This window comes from Actinomadura pelletieri DSM 43383 (genome assembly GCF_003634705.1).
In the GTDB taxonomy this organism is placed as follows: Bacteria; Actinomycetota; Actinomycetes; order Streptosporangiales; family Streptosporangiaceae; genus Spirillospora; species Spirillospora pelletieri.
The window spans coordinates 100,683-118,743 of sequence record NZ_RBWU01000007.1; the positions used below are offsets into that span (position 1 = coordinate 100,683).

General features: G+C 71.4%; 20 protein-coding genes. 13 read left to right on the plus strand and 7 right to left on the minus strand.

The features are described 5' to 3' along the window. The first annotated feature begins 242 nt into the window (after positions 1–242). On the plus strand, positions 243–737 hold the full coding sequence (locus BZB76_RS28710; RefSeq protein ID WP_121437574.1) for a DUF3145 domain-containing protein: 495 nt from the start codon (positions 243–245) through the stop codon (positions 735–737). Between the two features lie 316 nt (positions 738–1,053). Here BZB76_RS28710 and BZB76_RS28715 read toward each other — a convergent pair whose 3' ends face one another. The 5 genes from BZB76_RS28715 to BZB76_RS28735 form a co-directional block, all read right to left on the minus strand. Continuing rightward, positions 1,054–2,361, minus strand: a complete 1,308-nt coding sequence (locus tag BZB76_RS28715; protein WP_121437575.1) for a beta-ketoacyl-[acyl-carrier-protein] synthase family protein — start codon at positions 2,359–2,361, stop codon at positions 1,054–1,056. Between the two features lie 92 nt (positions 2,362–2,453). Continuing rightward, positions 2,454–2,714 carry an acyl carrier protein gene (locus BZB76_RS28720; protein ID WP_121437576.1) on the minus strand — a complete coding sequence of 87 codons (261 nt, stop codon included), beginning with the start codon at positions 2,712–2,714 and terminating at the stop codon, positions 2,454–2,456. Between the two features lie 55 nt (positions 2,715–2,769). Continuing rightward, a complete protein-coding gene (locus tag BZB76_RS28725) occupies positions 2,770–3,738 on the minus strand; it encodes a beta-ketoacyl-ACP synthase III (protein WP_121437577.1) in 969 nt (322 codons plus the stop codon). Next, on the minus strand, positions 3,735–4,655 hold the full coding sequence (locus BZB76_RS28730) for an ACP S-malonyltransferase (RefSeq protein ID WP_121437578.1): 921 nt from the start codon (positions 4,653–4,655) through the stop codon (positions 3,735–3,737). Before BZB76_RS28730 ends, BZB76_RS28725 begins: the two co-directional genes overlap by 4 nt. A 97-nt stretch (positions 4,656–4,752) precedes the next feature. Then, entirely contained in the window at positions 4,753–5,922 is a 1,170-nt protein-coding gene (locus BZB76_RS28735; protein ID WP_121437579.1) for a PucR family transcriptional regulator, read from the minus strand. A 96-nt stretch (positions 5,923–6,018) separates the two neighbouring features. On the opposite strand from BZB76_RS28735, the gene BZB76_RS28740 reads away from it, so the two are divergent. From BZB76_RS28740 to BZB76_RS28750, 3 genes are all read left to right on the plus strand, one after another. Next, positions 6,019–7,047: a PHP domain-containing protein gene (locus tag BZB76_RS28740; RefSeq protein WP_211343241.1), complete on the plus strand. Its 1,029-nt coding sequence runs from the start codon at positions 6,019–6,021 to the stop codon at positions 7,045–7,047. Positions 7,048–7,076: 29 nt separating this feature from the next. After that, positions 7,077–7,781, plus strand: coding sequence for a helix-turn-helix transcriptional regulator (locus tag BZB76_RS28745; RefSeq protein WP_121437581.1), 705 nt, complete (start codon positions 7,077–7,079; stop codon positions 7,779–7,781). Between the two features lie 74 nt (positions 7,782–7,855). Then, on the plus strand, positions 7,856–8,230 hold the full coding sequence (locus BZB76_RS28750) for a VOC family protein (protein ID WP_121437582.1): 375 nt from the start codon (positions 7,856–7,858) through the stop codon (positions 8,228–8,230). 74 nt (positions 8,231–8,304) lie between these two features. On the opposite strand, the gene aceE is transcribed toward BZB76_RS28750, so the two are convergent. After that, positions 8,305–11,094, minus strand: a complete 2,790-nt coding sequence (gene aceE / locus BZB76_RS28755) for a pyruvate dehydrogenase (acetyl-transferring), homodimeric type (RefSeq protein WP_121437946.1) — start codon at positions 11,092–11,094, stop codon at positions 8,305–8,307. A gap of 353 nt (positions 11,095–11,447) precedes the next feature. On the opposite strand from aceE, the gene BZB76_RS28760 reads away from it, so the two are divergent. From BZB76_RS28760 to BZB76_RS28780, 5 genes are all read left to right on the plus strand, one after another. Further along, positions 11,448–11,651 (plus strand): DUF1918 domain-containing protein, encoded by a 204-nt coding sequence (locus BZB76_RS28760; RefSeq protein WP_121437583.1) that lies wholly within the window; start codon positions 11,448–11,450, stop codon positions 11,649–11,651. A 57-nt stretch (positions 11,652–11,708) separates the two neighbouring features. Continuing rightward, the gene (locus BZB76_RS28765; RefSeq protein WP_121437584.1) at positions 11,709–12,116 is read left to right on the plus strand and encodes a YjbQ family protein; all 408 of its coding nucleotides are present in this window, start codon (positions 11,709–11,711) and stop codon (positions 12,114–12,116) included. 215 nt (positions 12,117–12,331) lie between these two features. Next, on the plus strand, positions 12,332–12,760 hold the full coding sequence (locus BZB76_RS28770) for a DUF3052 domain-containing protein (protein WP_117404063.1): 429 nt from the start codon (positions 12,332–12,334) through the stop codon (positions 12,758–12,760). 125 nt (positions 12,761–12,885) lie between these two features. Continuing rightward, positions 12,886–13,353, plus strand: a complete 468-nt coding sequence (locus BZB76_RS28775) for a peroxiredoxin (RefSeq protein ID WP_121437585.1) — start codon at positions 12,886–12,888, stop codon at positions 13,351–13,353. 52 nt (positions 13,354–13,405) lie between these two features. Then, entirely contained in the window at positions 13,406–13,747 is a 342-nt protein-coding gene (locus BZB76_RS28780; RefSeq protein WP_121437586.1) for a hypothetical protein, read from the plus strand. Between the two features lie 137 nt (positions 13,748–13,884). Here BZB76_RS28780 and BZB76_RS28785 read toward each other — a convergent pair whose 3' ends face one another. Next, positions 13,885–15,054, minus strand: a complete 1,170-nt coding sequence (locus BZB76_RS28785; protein WP_121437587.1) for a saccharopine dehydrogenase family protein — start codon at positions 15,052–15,054, stop codon at positions 13,885–13,887. 125 nt (positions 15,055–15,179) lie between these two features. Here BZB76_RS28785 and BZB76_RS34990 point away from each other — a divergent pair, with 125 nt between their 5' ends. The 4 genes from BZB76_RS34990 (at position 15,180) to BZB76_RS28800 (ending at position 18,049) form a co-directional block, all read left to right on the plus strand. Next, entirely contained in the window at positions 15,180–15,356 is a 177-nt protein-coding gene (locus tag BZB76_RS34990; RefSeq protein ID WP_170180800.1) for a hypothetical protein, read from the plus strand. Between the two features lie 116 nt (positions 15,357–15,472). Beyond that, complete coding sequence (locus tag BZB76_RS28790) at positions 15,473–16,381, plus strand: proteasome assembly chaperone family protein (RefSeq protein ID WP_211343242.1); 909 nt, start codon at positions 15,473–15,475, stop codon at positions 16,379–16,381. A 65-nt stretch (positions 16,382–16,446) separates the two neighbouring features. Further along, positions 16,447–16,866 carry a CBS domain-containing protein gene (locus BZB76_RS28795; protein ID WP_117404072.1) on the plus strand — a complete coding sequence of 140 codons (420 nt, stop codon included), beginning with the start codon at positions 16,447–16,449 and terminating at the stop codon, positions 16,864–16,866. A 4-nt stretch (positions 16,867–16,870) separates the two neighbouring features. Further along, a complete protein-coding gene (locus BZB76_RS28800) occupies positions 16,871–18,049 on the plus strand; it encodes a geranylgeranyl reductase family protein (RefSeq protein WP_121437588.1) in 1,179 nt (392 codons plus the stop codon). The last annotated feature ends 12 nt before the right edge of the window (positions 18,050–18,061 follow it).

Below are 18,061 nucleotides of genomic sequence, written 5' to 3' on the forward strand. Positions count from 1 at the left end.
TGGAACGGCCGGAGGCGGCCGTCCCCATGCCCGGGTTTCGCCGCGCGCCTCCTCACGAGGCCCTAGGCTTGGTCGGGAAGGCCCGGTGAACGGTGTGCATCCTGTGGTCAAGCGTTCGATAATCCGTGAACTCACAGTGGTGCGACACGTGCCGATGATGCACAATGAGGGACGCGGACGCCGACTTGGGACGTACGAGGCCGTAGGGGAAGACGAGCCTCGGTACAGATCCAGGAGGTCCGGTGACCGCACGTGGCGTTTTCTACGTCCACTCCGCGCCGCCTGCGCTGAGCCCGCACATCGAGTGGGCCGCCGCAGGTGTTCTAGGTGTGCCCGTTTCCCTTGAATGGACCGATCAGGCGGCCGCGCCGGGAACGCTGCGCGCCGAACTTCATTGGGAGGGGAGGCCGGGTACCGCCGCGGGCATCACCTCGGCGCTGCGAACGTGGAAACTGGTGCGCTTCGAGGCCACCGAGGATCCCACGCCGGGCACCGACGGCGTCCGCTTCAGCTTCACCCCGTCCCTCGGGGTGTTCTCGGGCGTGATCGGTGCCAACGGCGACATCATGGTCCCCGAGGACCGGCTCCGCTCCGTCATGGCGAACGCCGCCGTCGGCAAGACCACCCTGGAGTACGAGCTGGACCGCCTGCTCGGCACGCCCTGGGACAACGAACTGGAGCCCTTCCGCCGGGCCGGCGACGGCGCTCCCGTCCGCTGGCTGCACGCCGCCGTGTGATCCCGGTGACCGGCTGAACGCCGTCCCCGCGGAGCGTGCCCGCCCCGCAACGTGCGCGCCCCGCCCGGGAAACCTCCGGCACGGCAGCTGAGCGGCGGCCACACCCCCACACCGAGGCCGCCGCCGCACAGCGAAACGGCCCGGCGAGCACCCGCTCGCCGGGCCGTCCCCGTCCCGGCCCACAACCGCTCCTGAAGCGCGCGTCAGCATGACGGCGATTGGGCGATGGTGGCGTCCGATGGCGGAGGCGTTGGGGCGGGTGGGTGCGAAAGGGCCCGGCGAGCGTGTGCTCGCCGGGCCCCTTGAGTGGTGGTGGTCAGAGGGCGCGTTCGAAGACGACCGACACGTTGTGGCCGCCGAAGCCGAACGAGTTGCTGAGCGCCGCGGCCGGGCCGTCCGGGAGTTTGCGCGGCTCGTCGCGGACGATGTCCAGGTCGACCTCGTCGTCGAGGTCCTCCAGGTTGGCGACGAACGGGACGAGGCCCTCCTTCAACGCCAGGATCGTGAAGATCGACTCCAGTGCGCCGGCGCCGCCGAGGAGATGTCCGGTCATCGACTTGGTGGCGGTGATGATCACCTTGCGGGCGACCTCCTCGCCGAGGCCCGCCTTGGTCGAGGCGAGTTCGGCGACGTCACCGGCGGGTGTCGAGGTGGCGTGGGCGTTGATGTGGATGATGTCGGACGGTTCGAGCCCGGCGTCGGCGAGGGCCCGCTGCATCGCCTTGGCCTGCCCGGAGCCGGTCGGCTCGGGCAGCACGATGTCGAACGCGTCGTTGGAGTAGCCCGCGCCGGACGCGATGCCGTAGACCCGCGCGCCACGGGCTCGGGCGTGCTCCTCCGATTCGAGGATCATCACCGCCGCGCCCTCACCGAGGACGAATCCGTCCCGGTTCTTGTCGTAGGGCCGGGACGCGCGCTCCGGCTCGTCGTTGCGGGTCGACAGGGCGCGCATGGAGCCGAACGACGCCATCTGCAGCGGGTGGATGCACGCCTCGGTGCCCCCGCAGATGATCACGTCGGCGCGGCCCGCGCGAATCATGTCGATGGCGTAGCCGACGGCCTCGCCGCTGGACGCGCACGCGCTGACCAGGGCGTGTGAGCCGGCCGTCGCGCCGAACTCGATCCCGACGTGCCCGGCCGCGCCGTTCGGCATCAGCATCGGGACGGTGAAGGGCGACACTCGCGCCCAACCCTTCTCCTTGTACACGTCGTAGCTGTTCAGCGCGGTGTGCAGGCCGCCGATGCCGCTGGACACCACGACTCCGAGCCGATCGCGGTCCACCACGAAACCGCCCTCGACACCGGCCTTGTCCATGCCCTTCTGCGGTTTGCCGCCGGTGGACGGCGCGAACCCGGCGTCCGCCCAGGCCTCCCGCGCGGCGATCAGCGCGATCGCCTGGTTGCGGTCGAGGCGGCGCAGCGACTGTTTGGGCAGGACCGTGTCCGGTTGCACCTTCAGCGTGGCGGCGAACCGGACCGGCAGGTTCTCGACGTCGTCCCAGTCCAGTCTCCGTACCCCGGACTCTCCGGCGAGCAGGGCGGACCAGGTCGACGGCACGTCTCCGCCGAGTGGGGTCGTTGCACCGAGACCCGTCACGACGACTCTGGTCTGGCTCTTGCTCATGGTGGGCGCTCCTTGCGGGCTGGAGAGGGGATGGGACCGGGCGCGCCGCGGGGTTCCCGTCCGGAACCCGCGGCGCGCCCGCCCCGCGTCGTTCAGCTCTTGGCGGGGGACTTCTGGACGTAATCCACGACGTCCTTGACCGTCTTCAGGTTGCGCAGCTCGTCGTCGGGGATCTCGACGCCGAACTGGTCCTGGGCGGCCACGGCGATCTCCACCATCGACAGCGAGTCGATGTCGAGGTCGTCGATGAAGTTCTTCTCCGGGGTCACCTCGGCCTTGTCGATGCCGACGATGTCGTCGATGATCTCCGCGAGGCCGTCCAGGATCTGCTGTTCGGTGGCGACTTCTGCCATGGTCTGCGTTTCTCCTTCGATGGTTGGTCCAGAGCCTGCGATAAGGCGTGACGGCCTACGGGATCTGGATGACTTGGGCAGCGTAGGACAGCCCGGCACCGAACCCGACCAGCAGGGCCGGGGCGCCGGACGGCACGTCGCCGCGTTCGATCATGCGGGACAGGGCCAGGGGGATGGAGGCCCCGGAGGTGTTGCCGGACTGGACGATGTCGTCGGCCACGACCGCGTTGACGGCCTTCAACTTACGGGCGATCGCCTCGATGATCCGCAGGTTGGCCTGGTGCGGGACGACGGCGGCCAGCTCCTCCGGCTTGATCCCGGCGCGTTCGCACGCCTGCGCCGCGACCGGGGCGATGGCCGTGGTCGCCCAGCGGAAGACCGACTGTCCCTCCTGCCGGATGAACGAATGCCGGTCCTCAATGATGATCTTGTCGTACTTGTCACCGGCGCTGCCCCACACGACCGGGCCGATGCCGGGGGAGTCGCTTCCCGCGACGACCGCGGCGCCCGCGCCGTCCGCGAAGATGATGCAGGTCGAGCGGTCCGTCCAGTCGATCCACTGGGACATCTTCTCCGCGCCGACGACCAGCACGTTGCGGGCGTTCCCGGCGCGGACGGCGGCGGCGGCGGTGGCCAGCGCGTAGCAGAACCCGGCGCACGCGGCGTTCAGGTCGAACGCGCCGGGCGCGTCGATGCCGAGGCGGTGCGCGACCTGCGGGGCGTAGCCCGGCATCGGCGATTCCGCCGAGCAGGTCGCGAGGATCACCAGGTCGATGTCGGACGGGTCGAGCCCGCTGCCCGCGAGGGCCTTGCCGCCCGCGTGCACGCCCAGTTCGACGATGCCCTCGTCGTCGCCCGCGATGCGGCGCTCGGCGATGCCGACGCGGGTGCGGATCCACTCGTCGTCGGTGTCGACGGTCCGCGCGATCTCGTCGTTGGTGACGATCCGCGCGGGACGGTAGTCGCCGAACGCCAGGACGCGGGCGCCGGCCCGCGCGTCGGGAATGCGCAGTCCGCCGCTCATGACGCGTGCGCCTTGATCAGCTCGCGGGCCTTGTCGAGATCGTCGGGTGTCTTGAGGGCGACGCGCTCGACCCCCGGCAGTTCGCGGCGGGCCAGCCCGGTGAGCGTCCCCCCGGGCGGCAGTTCGATGATCGCGGTGACGCCGAGGTCGCGCATGGTGTTCATGCACAGGTCCCAGCGGACGGGTGCGCTGACCTGCTCGACCAGCCGTTCCACGAAGTCGCGCCCGGACCCGACGACGGCGCCGTCGCGGTTCTGCAGCAGCCGCGTCCCCGGGTCGGTGACGGGCGCGCCGGACGTGACGCGGCGGAGCGCGTCGACGGCGGGCGCCATGTGCTCGGTGTGGAACGCCCCGGCGACCGACAGCGAGCGCAGCCGCGCCTTCGCGGGCGGTTCGTCCGCGAACTCGGCGAGGTTCCGCGTGGTCCCGGCGGCGACGACCTGACCGGCGCCGTTGACGTTGGCGGCGGTGAGGCCGTGCTTGTCGATGGACGCGAGGACCTCGTCGGGGTCACCGCCGAGCACCGCGGTCATCCCGGTCTCGGTGACGGCGGCGGCGTCGGCCATCGCGCGTCCCCGCTCCCGGACGAGGACCAGCGCCGTCTCCGGCGACAGGACCCCGGCGATCGCGGCGGCGGCCAGTTCCCCGACGCTGTGCCCGGCGACCACGTCCGGGACGCCGTCGACACCGTCGTAGAGGGCCTCGTGGCCGGCGAGCGCGGCGGCGACCAGCAGCGGCTGGGCCACCGCGGTGTCACGGATCTCCTCGGCGTCCGCGACCGTCCCGTACCGGACCAGGTCGAGCCCGGTCACGGCGGACCACCACGCCAGACGATCGGCGACACCGGATATCTCTAGCCATGGCTGCAGAAAGCCGGGGGTCTGGGCGCCCTGGCCGGGCGATGCGAGGAGGATCACAGCGTCCAGCCTGCCGTGATCTCACCACACCTCACGATGCGGATCGGCACGAACTTTGGTCGGACCCCTTTGTACGACCCCTACAAGCTCACGGTCATCAGCGCTTCTGGAATCGACCGAGGACGAGCGCGATACGGAGGGTGAACGCGTTCCGGCCGTCCGTCGGTGCGAGCCCGGTCAACTCGCTGACCCGCCGCAGCCGGTAACGGACCGTGTTGGGGTGGACGAACAGCAGCCGCGCGGTGGCCTCCAGCGACGAGCCCTGTTCGAGATAGGTGGTGAGCGTGTCGAGGAGCGGGGCGCCCGCGGCGAGCATCGGGTTGTAGACGTTGTCGACGAGATAGCGGCGCGCCTCGTCGTCGCCGTCCAGCGCCCGTTCGGGCAGCAGTTCCGTCGCGTGGACGGGACGCGGCGCGTCCGGCCAGCCCGCGGCGGCGCGGAGCCCGGCGACGGCGGCGTGGGCGGAGCGGGTCGAGTCGTAGAGGTCGGCGACGCGGGGACCGACGACCACCGGCCCCGGCCCGCACTTGGCGGCGATCGGGCGGGCCGCCTCCATCGGGTCGGCGTCGCCGCCGACGATGACGATGACGCGGTGCCCCTGCACGCCCGCCAGCACGTCGGAGCGGGCGCGGCGCCCGGCGAGCTGCATCTGGTCGATGGTGACCTCGGGCTCCTCGTCCTCCGGGGTGAACCCGGCGACGACGGTGACGGGCTTGGACGTCCAGCCCAGCGCGGCGGCCCACGAGTGCATCCCGTCGTCGACCTCGCCGCGCAGCACCGCGTTGACGACGAGGGCCTCCAGCCGCGCGTCCCAGGCGGCGCGGGTCTCGGCGGCGCGCGCGTACACCTGCGCGGCGCCGAACGCGACGTCCCGGGTGTACCGGAGGATCGCCTCCCGGAGCTGGGCCTCGCCGCCGGGCGCGGCCAGCTCGTCCAGCCGGGTCTCGACCACGTCGATGATGACGCGGACCATGTCGATGGTGTGCTGGAGCTTGATGGCGCGGAGCAGGTCGCGGGGCGCGGTGCCGAACACCTCACCGGCGATGGCCGGACGGGTCCGCTCGTTGTTCTTGAACCATTCGACGAACGCGGCGATGCCCGCCTGGGCGACGAGACCGATCCAGGAGCGCTGGTCGGCGGGCATGCGCCGGAACCAGGGGAGCTGTTCCTCCATGCGGTTCAGCGCCGCGGTGCCGAACGTCCCCATGGCCTTCTCCAGGCGCTGGGTCGTCTGCTCGCGTATCTCGGTCTCGCTCGCGGTGTCCACCTCCTTAGGGTGCCACCACGTCGGTGATGACCGGTCCCGAGGTCGGCCGGGTGTCACCTGGACGGGCCGTCCGAGGCCGAGGGTACGGTGCGAGGCGTGGAGCCCGTCGAAGCCCTGCGCCGCATCGCGTTCCTGTTGGAGCGCGCCCATGAGCCGACCTACCGTGTCCGCGCGTTCCGCACGGCCGCCGACCTCGTCGACCGGACGCCCGCCGACGAACTCGCCGCCCGGGCCGGCGCGGGCATGCTGACCGCCCTCCCCGGCATCGGCAAGGTCACCGCCCTCGTGATCGAGGAGGCCCTGCGCGGCGAGACCCCCGTCTACCTGCGCCGCCTGGAGGCCACCGAGGGCGAGCCCGTGGACGAGGCCTCCGCCGCCCTCCGCGCCGCCCTGAAAGGCGACCTGCACACCCACAGCGACTGGTCGGACGGCGGTTCCCCCATCAGGGAGATGGCGGAGACGGCACGCGCCCTCGGCCACGAGTACATCGCCCTCACCGACCATTCACCGCGCCTCAAGGTCGCCAACGGGCTGAGCGCCGAGCGCCTGCGCCGCCAGCTCGACACCGTCGCCGAACTCAACGAGACCCTCGCGCCGTTCCGCGTGCTCACCGGCATCGAGGTCGACATCCTGGACGACGGATCCCTCGACCAAGACCCCGCCCTACTCGAACGCCTCGACGTCGTCGTCGCCAGCGTCCACTCCAACCTCCGCATGGACCGCGTCGCGATGACCGAGCGCATGGTCGCGGCCATCGCGAACCCCCGCGTGAACGTCCTCGGCCACTGCACCGGACGCATCGTCAAGGCGGGCGGCAAGCGCGGCGGCCTGCGCCCCGAGTCGCAGTTCGACGCCGCCCTAGTCTTCGACGCCTGCGCCGCCTACGACGTCGCCGTCGAGATCAACTCCCGTCCGGAACGCCTCGACCCCCCGAAACGCCTCCTCCGCCTCGCCGTCGAGGCGGGCTGCCGCTTCGCCATCGACTCCGACGCCCACGCCCCCGGCCAACTCGACTGGCAGCCCGTCGGCTGCGAACGGGCCGCCCGCTGCGCCGTCCCCCCGTCCCAGATCGTCAACACCCTCCCCGCCGACACCCTCACCACCTGGGCCCGCTCCAAGCTCTGAATGTCGGGGGTGGCGCGTACGGTCGGCTCGTGAATCGCACCGACCGGTTGTACGCACTGGTGGAGGAGTTGCGCGCGTGCGCGCCGCGGCGGGTCAGCGCGCGGGAGCTGGCCGCGCGGTACGAGGTGAGCGTCCGGACGATCGAGCGTGACATCGGCGCGTTGCAGCAGGCCGGGGTGCCGATCTTCGCCGATGTGGGCCGCGGCGGCGGGTACACCCTCGACAGGAGCCGGACGCTGCCGCCGCTGAACTTCACGCCCGCCGAGGCCGTGGCCGTCGCGATCACCCTGGCCCGGGCGGGCGGGTCGCCGTACTCCCGGGCCGCCCGCACCGCCCTGCACAAGATCGTCGCGGCGATGTCGGCGGACGACAGCGCGTCGGCGCGGGAGCTGGCCGACCGCGTCCGGTTCCTGACTCCGGCCGACGGGGGCGAGCCCGCGTCCGTGCCCGCCGTTCTGGAGGAGGCGGTGTCGGCCCGGCGGGTCGTCCGGCTGGACTACGTCGCCGCGGACGGAGCGGAGACCCGGCGCGACGTCGAACCCGTCGCGTTCACGGCCGTGTCGCTGTGGTGGTACCTGATCGGCTGGTGTCGCCTCCGCGGTGGGGCCCGCGTCTTCCGCATCGACCGCGTCCGCCGGGCCGCGCTGCTGGACGAGCCCGCGCCCGAACGCAGCTACGAGGAGCTGGCCCGGCCCCCGGGCGAATTCGTGGTGCGCCCTCTCGAATTCGTCTGAGAAACCCCGACAGGGGGCTGTCGCGGGTCGGCCCGAGGCTGGTGGCGAACCAGTTGAAAGGCAGAGGAGAGGCCATGACAGTTCCCGCGTTCAACACCGTCACGTGGTTCCAGGTCGGGTCCGACGCGCCGGAGGAGGCGCGGCGGTTCTACGGCGACATGTTCGGCTGGAAGTTCGCGGTGAACCCGGACGACGACGGCTACGACCTGATCAGCTACCCGGGAACCGAGGAGCCGACCGGCGGTGTCGCCTACTCCGCGGACCCGTCCGAGAACCACGCGATGTTCCTGGTGCTGGTGGAGGACGTCGACACGGTCTGCGCGCAGACGGAGAAGCACGGCGGAAAGGTCGCCATGCCGACGGTGACCACGGGCAACGGCCTCTCGTTCGCCTACTTGGAAGACCCGGCGGGCAACCGTTTCGGCGTGTTCACGCCTCCGGCGTCCTGAAGAACGACGGGCCCCGAGCGTGCGCTCGGGGCCCGTCCGGGTGATCGCGGCCTACGCCTCTGCGGTCACCGGGGTCAGCTCTCCCCGCCGGTGTTGCTCTCGGGGCTGCCGGCGCCGCCCGCGAACACGTCGCCGACGTCCGCGTTCAGGCGGTAGCGCTCGATGGCCTGCTGCGGCGTCTCCGACTTGATCTCGCCGTTGCGGGCCAGCCGGGTCAGGACCGCCAGGACGATCGACGCCGCGTCCACGTGGAAGAAGCGGCGGGCGGCGGCGCGGGTGTCGGAGAAACCGAAACCGTCGGTGCCGAGGGCGGTGAAGTCGGCGCGCACCCAGGGCGCGATCTGGTCGGGTACGGCGCGCATGAAGTCCGACACGGCGACGATCGGCCCGGGGACGTCGTCGAGCCTGCGGGTGACGTACGGGACGCGCTGCTCGGTGTCCGGATTGAGCAGGTTCCACTCGTCGCACTCGCGGGCCTCGCGGGCCAGCTCGTTCCACGAGGTCGCCGACCACACGTCCGCGGCGACGCCCCAGTCCTCGGCGAGGAGCCGCTGCGCCTCCAGGGCCCACCGGCCGCCGACGCCGGACGCCAGGATCTGCGCCCGGGGCGCCTCGCCGTTGCCGGACGCCACCTCGGGCGCGGCCTTGTACCGGTAGAGGCCCTTCAGGACGCCGTCGACGTCGAGGTCGTCGGGCTCGGGTGGCTGCTGATACGGCTCGTTGTAGACGGTGAGGTAGTAGAAGATGTCCTCGCCGTCCGGGTGCTTCTCGGACGTTCCGTACATGCGGCGCAGCGCGTCCTGGACGATGTGCGCCAGCTCGAACGCCCACATCGGGTCATAGTGGACGCATGCCGGGTTCGTCGCGGCGAGCAGCGGAGAATGGCCGTCGGCGTGCTGGAGGCCCTCGCCGGTGAGCGTGGTACGGCCCGCGGTGGCGCCGAGAAGGAACCCGCGGCCCATCTGGTCGCCGAGGGCCCACATCTGGTCGCCGGTCCGCTGGAACCCGAACATCGAGTAGAAGATGTAGACGGGGATCATGTGCTCGCCGTGGGTGGCGTACGAAGTGCCCGCGGCGATGGTGGACGCCATCGACCCGGCCTCGCTGATGCCCTCGTGCAGCATCTGCCCGCTCTCCGACTCCTTGTAGGAGAGCAGGAGCTTGCGGTCGACGGCCTCGTAGGTCTGCCCGTGCGGCGAGTAGATCTTGGACGTGGGGAACAGCGAGTCCATGCCGAACGTGCGGTACTCGTCCGGGGCGATCGGAACGAACCGGGCGCCGATGTTCTCGTCCTTGATCAGGTCCTTGAGCAGCCGGACGAACGCCATGGTCGTCGCGACGTTCTGCTTGCCGGACCCCTTCTTCAGCTCGCCGTAGACCGGGTCGCCGGGCAGCTTCAGCGGCTTGGCGCGCACCACCCGTTTCGGCAGGAACCCGCCGAGGGCCGCGCGGCGCTCCCGCATGTACTGGATCTCGTCGGAGTCCTCGCCCGGGTGGTAGTAGGGCGGCAGCGGCTCCTCCAGCGCCGAGTCGGGGATGTCCAGGTAGAGCCGGTCCCGGAACTCCTTCAGCTCGGCCTTGGTGAGCTTCTTCATCTGGTGGGTGGCGTTGCGCGCCTCGAAGTCGGAGCCGAGCGTCCAGCCCTTGATCGTGTGCGCGAGGATGACGGTCGGCTGCCCGACGTGCTCGCGGGCCGCCTTGAACGCCGCGTACACCTTGCGGTAGTCGTGCCCGCCGCGCGACAGCTTGCGCAGCTCGTCGTCCGACAGATGCTGGACGATCCTGCGCAGCCGCGGGTCGGCGCCGAAGAACTTCTCCCGGATGTAGGCGCCGGACTCGACGCTGAAGGTCTGGAACTGGCCGTCCGGGGTGGTGTTCATCTGGTTGACCAGCACGCCGTCGACGTCCTGGGCGAGCAGCGGGTCCCAGTCACGGCCCCAGATGACCTTGATGACGTTCCAGCCGGCGCCGCGGAAGAACGACTCCAACTCCTGGATGATCTTGCCGTTGCCGCGGACCGGTCCGTCCAGCTGCTGCAGGTTGCAGTTGACGACGAAGGTGAGGTTGTCCAGCTCCTCGCGGGCGGCGAGGCCGATCGCGCCGAGCGACTCCGGCTCGGACATCTCGCCGTCGCCGAGGAACGCCCACACGTGCGACCGGGACGTGTCCTTGATCTTCCGGTTGTAGAGGTAGCGGTTGAACCGCGCCTGGTACACCGAGTCGATCGCCGTCAGACCCATCGAGACCGTGGGGAACTCCCAGAAGTCCGGCATGAGGCGGGGGTGCGGGTACGACGACAGCCCGCCGCCCGGATGCGAGTGCTCCTGCCGGAACCCGTCGAGCTTGTCGCCCGGCAGCCGTCCCTCCAGGTAGGCGCGGGCGTAGATGCCCGGCGAGGCGTGGCCCTGGATGAAGACCTGGTCGCCGGACTCGCCGTGGTCCTTGCCGCGGAAGAAGTGGTTGAAGCCGACCTCGTACAGCGAGGCGGCGGAGGCGTAGGTGGCGATATGCCCGCCGACCCCGATGTCGGGACGGTTCGCCCGCGACACCATGATCGCGGCGTTCCACCGGATATAGGCGCGGATGCGCCGCTCCACGTGCTCGTCGCCGGGGAACCAGGGTTCGTGCTCCGGCGGGATCGTGTTGATGAAGTCGGTGCTGCGCAGGCCCGGCACGCCGACCTGCAGCTCCCGGGCCCTCTCCAGGAGCCGGAGCATCACGTAGCGCGCCCTGCCACGGCCCTCGGTCTTGATGACCGTGTCCAGCGACTCCAGCCACTCCCGGGTCTCGTCCGGGTTGATGTCCGGCAGCTGGCTCGGCAGGCCGTCGCTGATGATCGAAAAGCGTTGACGTCCGGAAGCCACGGGGTCCCCTTTGTCCTTGCCGTCCTTGCTGGTGAGACCGGTGCCGCCAGGAGGGAGGCCGCCGGTCACCGGCCGACTGTTCGTCGCCTCGGTCTGTGATCCATCGTCGCCGTTCACGACGGCTAACGCATCTCTACCAGCCGGTAACCATTGTCCCCGCTGTCACGGGGTACCGCCCCCTGCGGCGCCGTCGTCACGGGCTCTTGTCGCGGGCCAACGTCGTGGGCCGCTTTTTCACGTGTCGGGAAGATTCCCCTCGACGGGGGGAGGGGAACGTATGAGGCTGGGAACATACGGCACCACGTGCCCGGCACGGTCCGTCCAGGTGGCGGACGTACGAGCTTGGGGGAGTGATGAACGGACAGGTCGGAGATCGGCTGCACGTTCACGGCAACGTCGTGGGCCAGCCGGACCGGATAGGAGAGATCGTCGAGGTGCGCGGGCCGGACGGCGGGCCGCCGTACCTGGTCCGCTACGCCGACGAGCATACGGCGCTGGTCTACCCGGGGCCGGACGCGGTGATCGAGCCCGGGGAGCGGATGAGTCACCAGCGCTGAGACGCGTCCGGGGATTTCGGAGGCGTCCGAGCCTCTGGATCGGGTAAACACGGGATCATGGAGAGCACCGTGGTCCGGGTGACCACCGGTACACGCGAGGTCGTGCACGACATCACGGCCGAGTGCGAGGAGTTCGCCGCGTCGGCGGGCGGCGACGGGTTGCTGCACGTCTTCGTCCCGCACGCCACCGCCGGTGTGGCGATCCTCGAACTCGGGTCCGGCAGCGACGACGACCTGCTCGCGGCGCTGGGCGATCTGCTTCCGGCCGACGACCGCTGGCGGCATGCCCACGGTTCGCGGGGGCACGGCCGTTCACATGTCATGCCCGCCCTCGTCCCGCCGTTCGCGACGCTCCCGGTCGTCGGCGGACGGCTCGCGCTGGGCACCTGGCAGTCGGTGGCCCTGGTCGACCTCAACGTCGACAACCCCGATCGCCAGGTCAGGTTGTCCTTCGTCAAAGGATGACCCGGAAGGTGTCACTCTTCGTGAGCTTTTCATGACAGCGATTCTCGTATTCGGGCCAATGAGGCCACCAAAAGCCGGGAAGACACTTGCGCTAGGGGCCCTCACTTGTGTGGACTGTCCCGCAAACACCGCACGGGTGCGGGCGGGCCACCCGGCCCGGGGGCCGGAGCGCACGCGCACGACACCGTGCGGACGACGACAATGGGAGGACTTTCGTGAGCGCGACCGCGGGTCAGGCGCAGTCTGAGCGCAGCCTGGCCGAACGGCTCGGCCTGAAGGCGGGCCAGGTGGTGCAGGAGATCGGCTACGACGACGATGTCGACGAGGATCTCCGGGAATCCGTCGAGGCCGTCACGGGGAACGAGCTGGTCGACGAGGACTACGACGACGTCGCCGACGTCGTGCTGCTGTGGTGGCGCGAGGACGACGGCGACCTGTTCGAGGGCCTGACCGACGCGATGATCCCCCTTGCCGGTGGCGGCGACATCTGGCTTCTGACGCCCAAGGCGGGCCGGGACGGCCACGTGGAGCCGAGCGACATCGGCGAGGCCGCGCAGACGGCCGGCCTGTCGCAGACCAGCAGCGTCAGCGCCGCGAAGGAGTGGTCCGGGACGCGACTGGTCGCACCCAAGGTCCGCAAGTAGCGCGGACGCCCACGGCGCCCTGGTCCGGCGGCGCCGCGGGATCGCACAGACCGGGCCCGTCTCCCACGTCCGTGGGGACGGGTTCATCCCTGCCGTCGGTGGGGTCGAAATCCATGGGAGAGGCTTTGGCGCTTGAGGTGGGCGACCGCGCACCCGACTTCGAACTGAAGGACCACCACGGCACTCCGGTGCGGTTGTCGGACTTCCGGGCGGACGGGCAGGGCAAGAACGTCGTCCTGGTCTTCTACCCGCTGGCGTTCAGCGGCGTCTGCACGGGCGAGCTGTGCCAGATCCGGGACGAGCTGTCCACCCTGGGCGGTGACGGTGTGCAGGTGCTCGCCGTGTCGGTCGACTCGATGTTCGCGCTGCGCGCCTGGGCCGACCAGGAGAAATACCAGTTCCCGCTGCTGTCGGACTTCTGGCCGCACGGCGAGACGGCCCGACGTTACGGCGTCTTCGACGAGGACAGGGGCGTCGCCCAGCGCGGCACCTTCATCATCGACACCGAGGGCGTGGTCCGGTGGAAGGTCGTGAACGCGATCCCGGACGCACGCGACATCGGCGAGTACCGTAAGGCGCTCGCCGATCTCTGAGTGAACGGGCCGGTCCGGCGCGCCGGGCGGGCCCCCGCACCCTGGAGGTGTGATGCCCTGCTTCCGTTGCGGGGCGCGGCAGACCGATCCCGTGCGCGGCGTGAGCCTGTGGAAGCGCGGGGTCCGGGCGGACCGCCAGATCCTGATCTGCCCAGGCTGCCAGTCCACCCACGACTGGGCGGACGATCTCGACCGCTGCGCGGCGTGCGGCTCCGTCGCGCTGGTGTGCCGCCTCGGCGAGGTCGAGTGCCGCGACTGTCACCACACCCGCGAGGCCGCCCCCGCCGACCTGGTGCACTCGGGCGCCGCGCCGCCCACGTCCGGCGACCGCGACCTGTCCGAGGAGGTGGCCGCGGCGCTGAACCGCGTCCTGCGCCGAGGCCGCGGCACCTGACCCGCGCGCCGTCCCCGACCTCGAACCCCGACACCACTCCTGGCCGCATGAGGTCACGCCCCGCCCCGTAACGACTCAAACGTCCACGCGGCGTCCCGTCCCTCGCGTCGTGGTAGTTGCGGCGTTTCTGGTGGAGGTCAGGTCGGGGTGAGGACGCGGAAGGTGATGCCCGCGCGGGTGAGGCGGGTGATGAGGGCGTCGCCCATCGCGGTGGCGGTCGTGACCTGGCCGGCGGTGGCGGGCAGGTCGTCGTGGGCCAGGCACAGTGCCGACTCGGCGATCATCTTGGCGGTCTCGTCGTAGCCGGGATCGCCGCCCGCGACCTCGGTGACGACGCGTTCGCCGCCGCCCTCGCCGGTGAACGTCACGCTGAACCAGTGCCGGGCGCGCCGTTCCTCGGACGGTCCGTCCCCCGGCCGGCGGAGCCCCAGCAGGAGTCGGCGGGTGGGCGGCAGCGCGGAGAGGACGACCAGGGCGCCCGCGCCCGCCACCAGCCCGGCGGCGCGGGAGAGGCGCCTGACGGCGAGGTGGTGGCCGTAGGTGAAGTCCGGTCCGTAGCGGTCCAGTGCCGCCGCCGAGCGGATGACGACCTGCGGGTCGAGGGTGGGAAGTGGCAGCGTCCAGCCGTCCCCGATTCGGGTCTTGGGCACCGCGCGTCGCGAGACGCGTGCCGTGCGCGCGGCGGGGCGCTCCTTGGGACGGCGGCCGGAACGCCGGGGGCGTGCCGCGTCCGCGAGGGCCCCGACCAGCGAGTGCAGGGTGCCGCCGGACGCGTCGGCGCGCACGCGCACGAACCCCTCGACGCGTAGCGGGACGTTCTCCGGGAGCCGCTGGACCGTGAAGTAGACGCCCAGGTCGGCCGGGATCGAGTCGAACCCGCAGGCGTGCACGATCCGCGCGCCGCTGCGCACGGCCTCGTCGTGGTACTTGGCGTGCATCCGGTCGACGAACGCGGGTTCGCCGGTGAGGTCGACGTAGTCCGTCCCGGAGCGCGCGCACGCGGCGACGAGCGGCTCGCCGTGCTTGGCGTACGGGCCGACCGTTGTGAGGACGACGCGTGCCGCGTCCGCGATCCGGGCGATCGAGTCGGGGTCGGTGGCGTCGGCGTGCAGCAGTGGCAGGTCGGCGCACGCGGGGTCGATCTTGGTGAGCCGGTCGCGGACGGCCGTCAGCCTGCTCCGGTTCCGTCCGGCGAGGGCCCAGCGCGTTCCGGGGTCGGCGTGCCCGGCGAGATATGCGGCCGTGAGGCCGCCGGTGAATCCGGTGGCGCCGAACAGCACGATGTCGTAAGCGCGGTCGCCGGGCACGGCACCCTCCCACGGGCTTCGAGTTTCACGATTCTGTCCTGTTCGTTTCGGGTGTGCCCGCCGACGCGGCGATGTGGACGACCGCACTCGTCTAGGGTTGCTCCGGTGTGGGGGGAGGTGGTGTCGTGACAGGCCTCGCCGTGGCGATGGACATCGTCGCCGTGGGTTTCTTCGCCTGGTTCGTGGCCCTGGCGACCCACGGCAGGACCGTGCCCGCCGACGAGGGGGGCCAGTCCGTGGCGATGCTCCTCATCGCCGCCAGCCTGGTCCTGCTGTCGGTGTCCCTGTGGAGCCTTCCCTGACGTTCGTGCGGGACCGCCTCGGCCTCGTGGCGACCCCTCGGCGACGCAGGCCCCGGGGCGAAGAGGGAAATGCCACGAATGCGTACATTGGACGATATGGAAATGTGGGGGAAAAGGTGCTGAACCCTGAGGAGCTGTACGAGCTCGACACCGACCTGCCCGAGATGACCGAGCCGGTGCTCCTGCACAGCCTCGACGGCTTCGTCGACGCGGGTTCCACCGGCCAGCTCGTGCGGGAGCACCTTCTGGAGGCGCTGGAGCACCGCGTCATCGCCCGCTTCGACGTCGACGCGCTGATCGACTACCGGGCGCGGCGCCCGCCGATGACGTTCGACCGCGACCACTGGGCGTCCTACGAGGCGCCGGAACTGGTGGTGCGGCTGCTGCGCGACGAGGTCGGAAGCCCGTTCCTGATGCTGTCCGGCCCGGAGCCGGACCGGCTCTGGGAGGGGTTCACCGCGTCCGTCCTGCATCTGGTGAAGCGCCTGGACGTCGGGCTGGTCGTCGGGTTCCACGGCATCCCCATGGGCGTCCCGCACACCCGTCCGGTCGGCGTCACCACGCACGCCACCCGCCCCGAGCTGGTCACGCGGAACTCGTGGTTCGACAAGGTCCAGGTCCCCGGGAGCGCCGCCGGGCTGCTGGAGCTGCGGCTCGGGGAGGCGGGTCATGACGCGGTCGGGCTGGCCGTGCACGTCCCGCACTACCTCGCGCAGTCGGCGTACCCGGCCGCCGCCGTCGCCGCGCTGGACTCGGTCATCGCCGCCACCGGGCTGGTGCTGCCCGTCGAGCGGCTCCGGGAGGCCGCGACCGCGACCGACGCCGACATCGCCGAGCAGGTGGACGGCAACGACGAGGTGGAGAAGGTCGTCCGGGCCCTGGAGCAGCAGTACGACGCGTTCGCCGGGGCCGCCGAGCGCGACAGCCTCCTCGCCGAGTCGCAGGACATGCCCACCGCGGAGGAGCTCGGCGCGCAGTTCGAGCGCTTCCTCGCCGAGCAGGACGGGCCCGACGCGCAGGCCTGACCGCCCCGCCGCCGACATATCCCGCCCGTCGCTGGGTACGCGAGCCTGAGAGGGGAGGCTCGCACATGGCCCAGATGGTGAACGAGGTGATGACACCGGTGCCCGTGTCGGTGTCCCCGGACACGTCCCTGGTCCGGGTAGGGGACCTGATGCGGCAGCATGGGATCGGCGACGTCCTCGTCGTCCACGAGGGGCGGCTTCGCGGCCTGGTGACCGACCGCGACATCGTCGTCCGCGCCGTCGCCCTGGAGAAGGACCTGGGCGCGACGCCCGTCGCCGACATCTGCAGCACCAACATCGTCACGGTCGCGCCGGACGCGGACGCCGACGACGCCGTGCGGCTCATGCGGCGACACGCCGTCCGCCGCATCCCGGTCGTGGACGGCGACCGCCCGATCGGGATGGTCTCCATCGGGGACCTGGCCGTCCAGCGCGACGAACGCTCGGCCCTCGCCGACATCAGCGCGGAACCGCCCAACACGTGATCTGATGACGTCTGTGCGCGACGTCATCGTGGTGGGCGCGGGTCCCGCGGGGTCCGCGGTCGCCTGTCATCTGGCCCGGTTCGGTCTGGACGTCCTCGTGCTGGAGAAGTCGTCGTTCCCGCGTGAGAAGGTCTGCGGGGACGGGTTGACGCCCGGCGCCGTCCAGGAACTCCGTCGCCTCGGCGTCGACGTGACCGGGCCGGGGTGGTTCCGCACCGGCGGCATCCGCTTCGTCGGCGGCGGCCATCGCCTCGAAATCCCCTGGCCGGACGGTCACGGCCTCACCCGCACCCGCGCCGACCTCGACGAGTTACTCGCCCGCAACGCGGTCGCCGCCGGAGCCGACCTCCGGGAGAACACGAAGGTCACCGGGCCCCTCCGGGCGGACGGACGGGTCACGGGCGTCCGCACCGCCGGCGGAGAACACCGGGCCCGCCTGGTCATCGCCGCGGACGGCGCCTCCTCGCGGCTCTGTGTCGCGCTCGGGCTGCGGCCCCGGCGCGACCGTCCCATCGGAATCGCGGGCCGCCGCTACTACCGCAGCCCCCGCCATGACGACGATCACCTCGAAATCTGGCTCGACCTGGCGCCCGCCGGTTACGGCTGGGTGTTCGGCATGGGCGACGGCACCTGCAACGTCGGAGTGGCGTTGCTGCGCAGCGCGCACCCCGACTATCACGGGCTCATGTCCCGCTGGCTGGCCCGGCTGCCGCCGGAGTGGGGCCTCACCGACGAGAACGCCGTCGGACCGGTGCGCGGCGCCGCGCTTCCCATGGGCTTCAGCCGCGCACCCCACCACCTGCCCGGGCTCCTGCTCGTCGGCGACTCCGGCGGCATGGTCAACCCGTTCAGCGGCGAGGGCATCGCGTACGCGCTCGAAGCGGGCCGGATCGCCGCCGACGTGATCATGACCGCGTTCTCCGCGGAGGCGCCGGAACGGGTCCTGCGGACGTACCCGGCCGCCCTGAAACGCGCCAACGGCGGCCCGTTCACCCTCGGCCGGGCCGTCACCCGCGCCCTCGACGACCCGCGCGTCATGCGGCTCGCGACCCGCCACGGGCTGTCCCACCCGTCCCTCATGCGCTTCGCCCTCACGATGGTCGGCGGCCTCCCCGCACCGGCGGTCCCGGGGGCCGCCGACCGTATCGCCGCCGCGCTGACCCGCATCACGCCCGCGTCCTAACCTGTGCCGCGA

Excerpts from the sequence above, each read along its gene's own strand:
- BZB76_RS28715 (WP_121437575.1), bottom strand. The coding sequence starts at position 2,361 with ATGAGCAAGAGCCAGACCAGAGTCGTCGTGACGGGTCTCGGTGCAACG.
- BZB76_RS28720 (WP_121437576.1), bottom strand. The coding sequence starts at position 2,714 with ATGGCAGAAGTCGCCACCGAACAGCAGATCCTGGACGGCCTCGCGGAG.
- BZB76_RS28725 (WP_121437577.1), bottom strand. The coding sequence starts at position 3,738 with ATGAGCGGCGGACTGCGCATTCCCGACGCGCGGGCCGGCGCCCGCGTC.
- BZB76_RS28750 (WP_121437582.1), top strand. The coding sequence starts at position 7,856 with ATGACAGTTCCCGCGTTCAACACCGTCACGTGGTTCCAGGTCGGGTCC.
- BZB76_RS28760 (WP_121437583.1), top strand. The coding sequence starts at position 11,448 with ATGAACGGACAGGTCGGAGATCGGCTGCACGTTCACGGCAACGTCGTG.
- BZB76_RS28765 (WP_121437584.1), top strand. The coding sequence starts at position 11,709 with ATGGAGAGCACCGTGGTCCGGGTGACCACCGGTACACGCGAGGTCGTG.
- BZB76_RS28780 (WP_121437586.1), top strand. The coding sequence starts at position 13,406 with ATGCCCTGCTTCCGTTGCGGGGCGCGGCAGACCGATCCCGTGCGCGGC.
- BZB76_RS28795 (WP_117404072.1), top strand. The coding sequence starts at position 16,447 with ATGGCCCAGATGGTGAACGAGGTGATGACACCGGTGCCCGTGTCGGTG.
- BZB76_RS28800 (WP_121437588.1), top strand. The coding sequence starts at position 16,871 with ATGACGTCTGTGCGCGACGTCATCGTGGTGGGCGCGGGTCCCGCGGGG.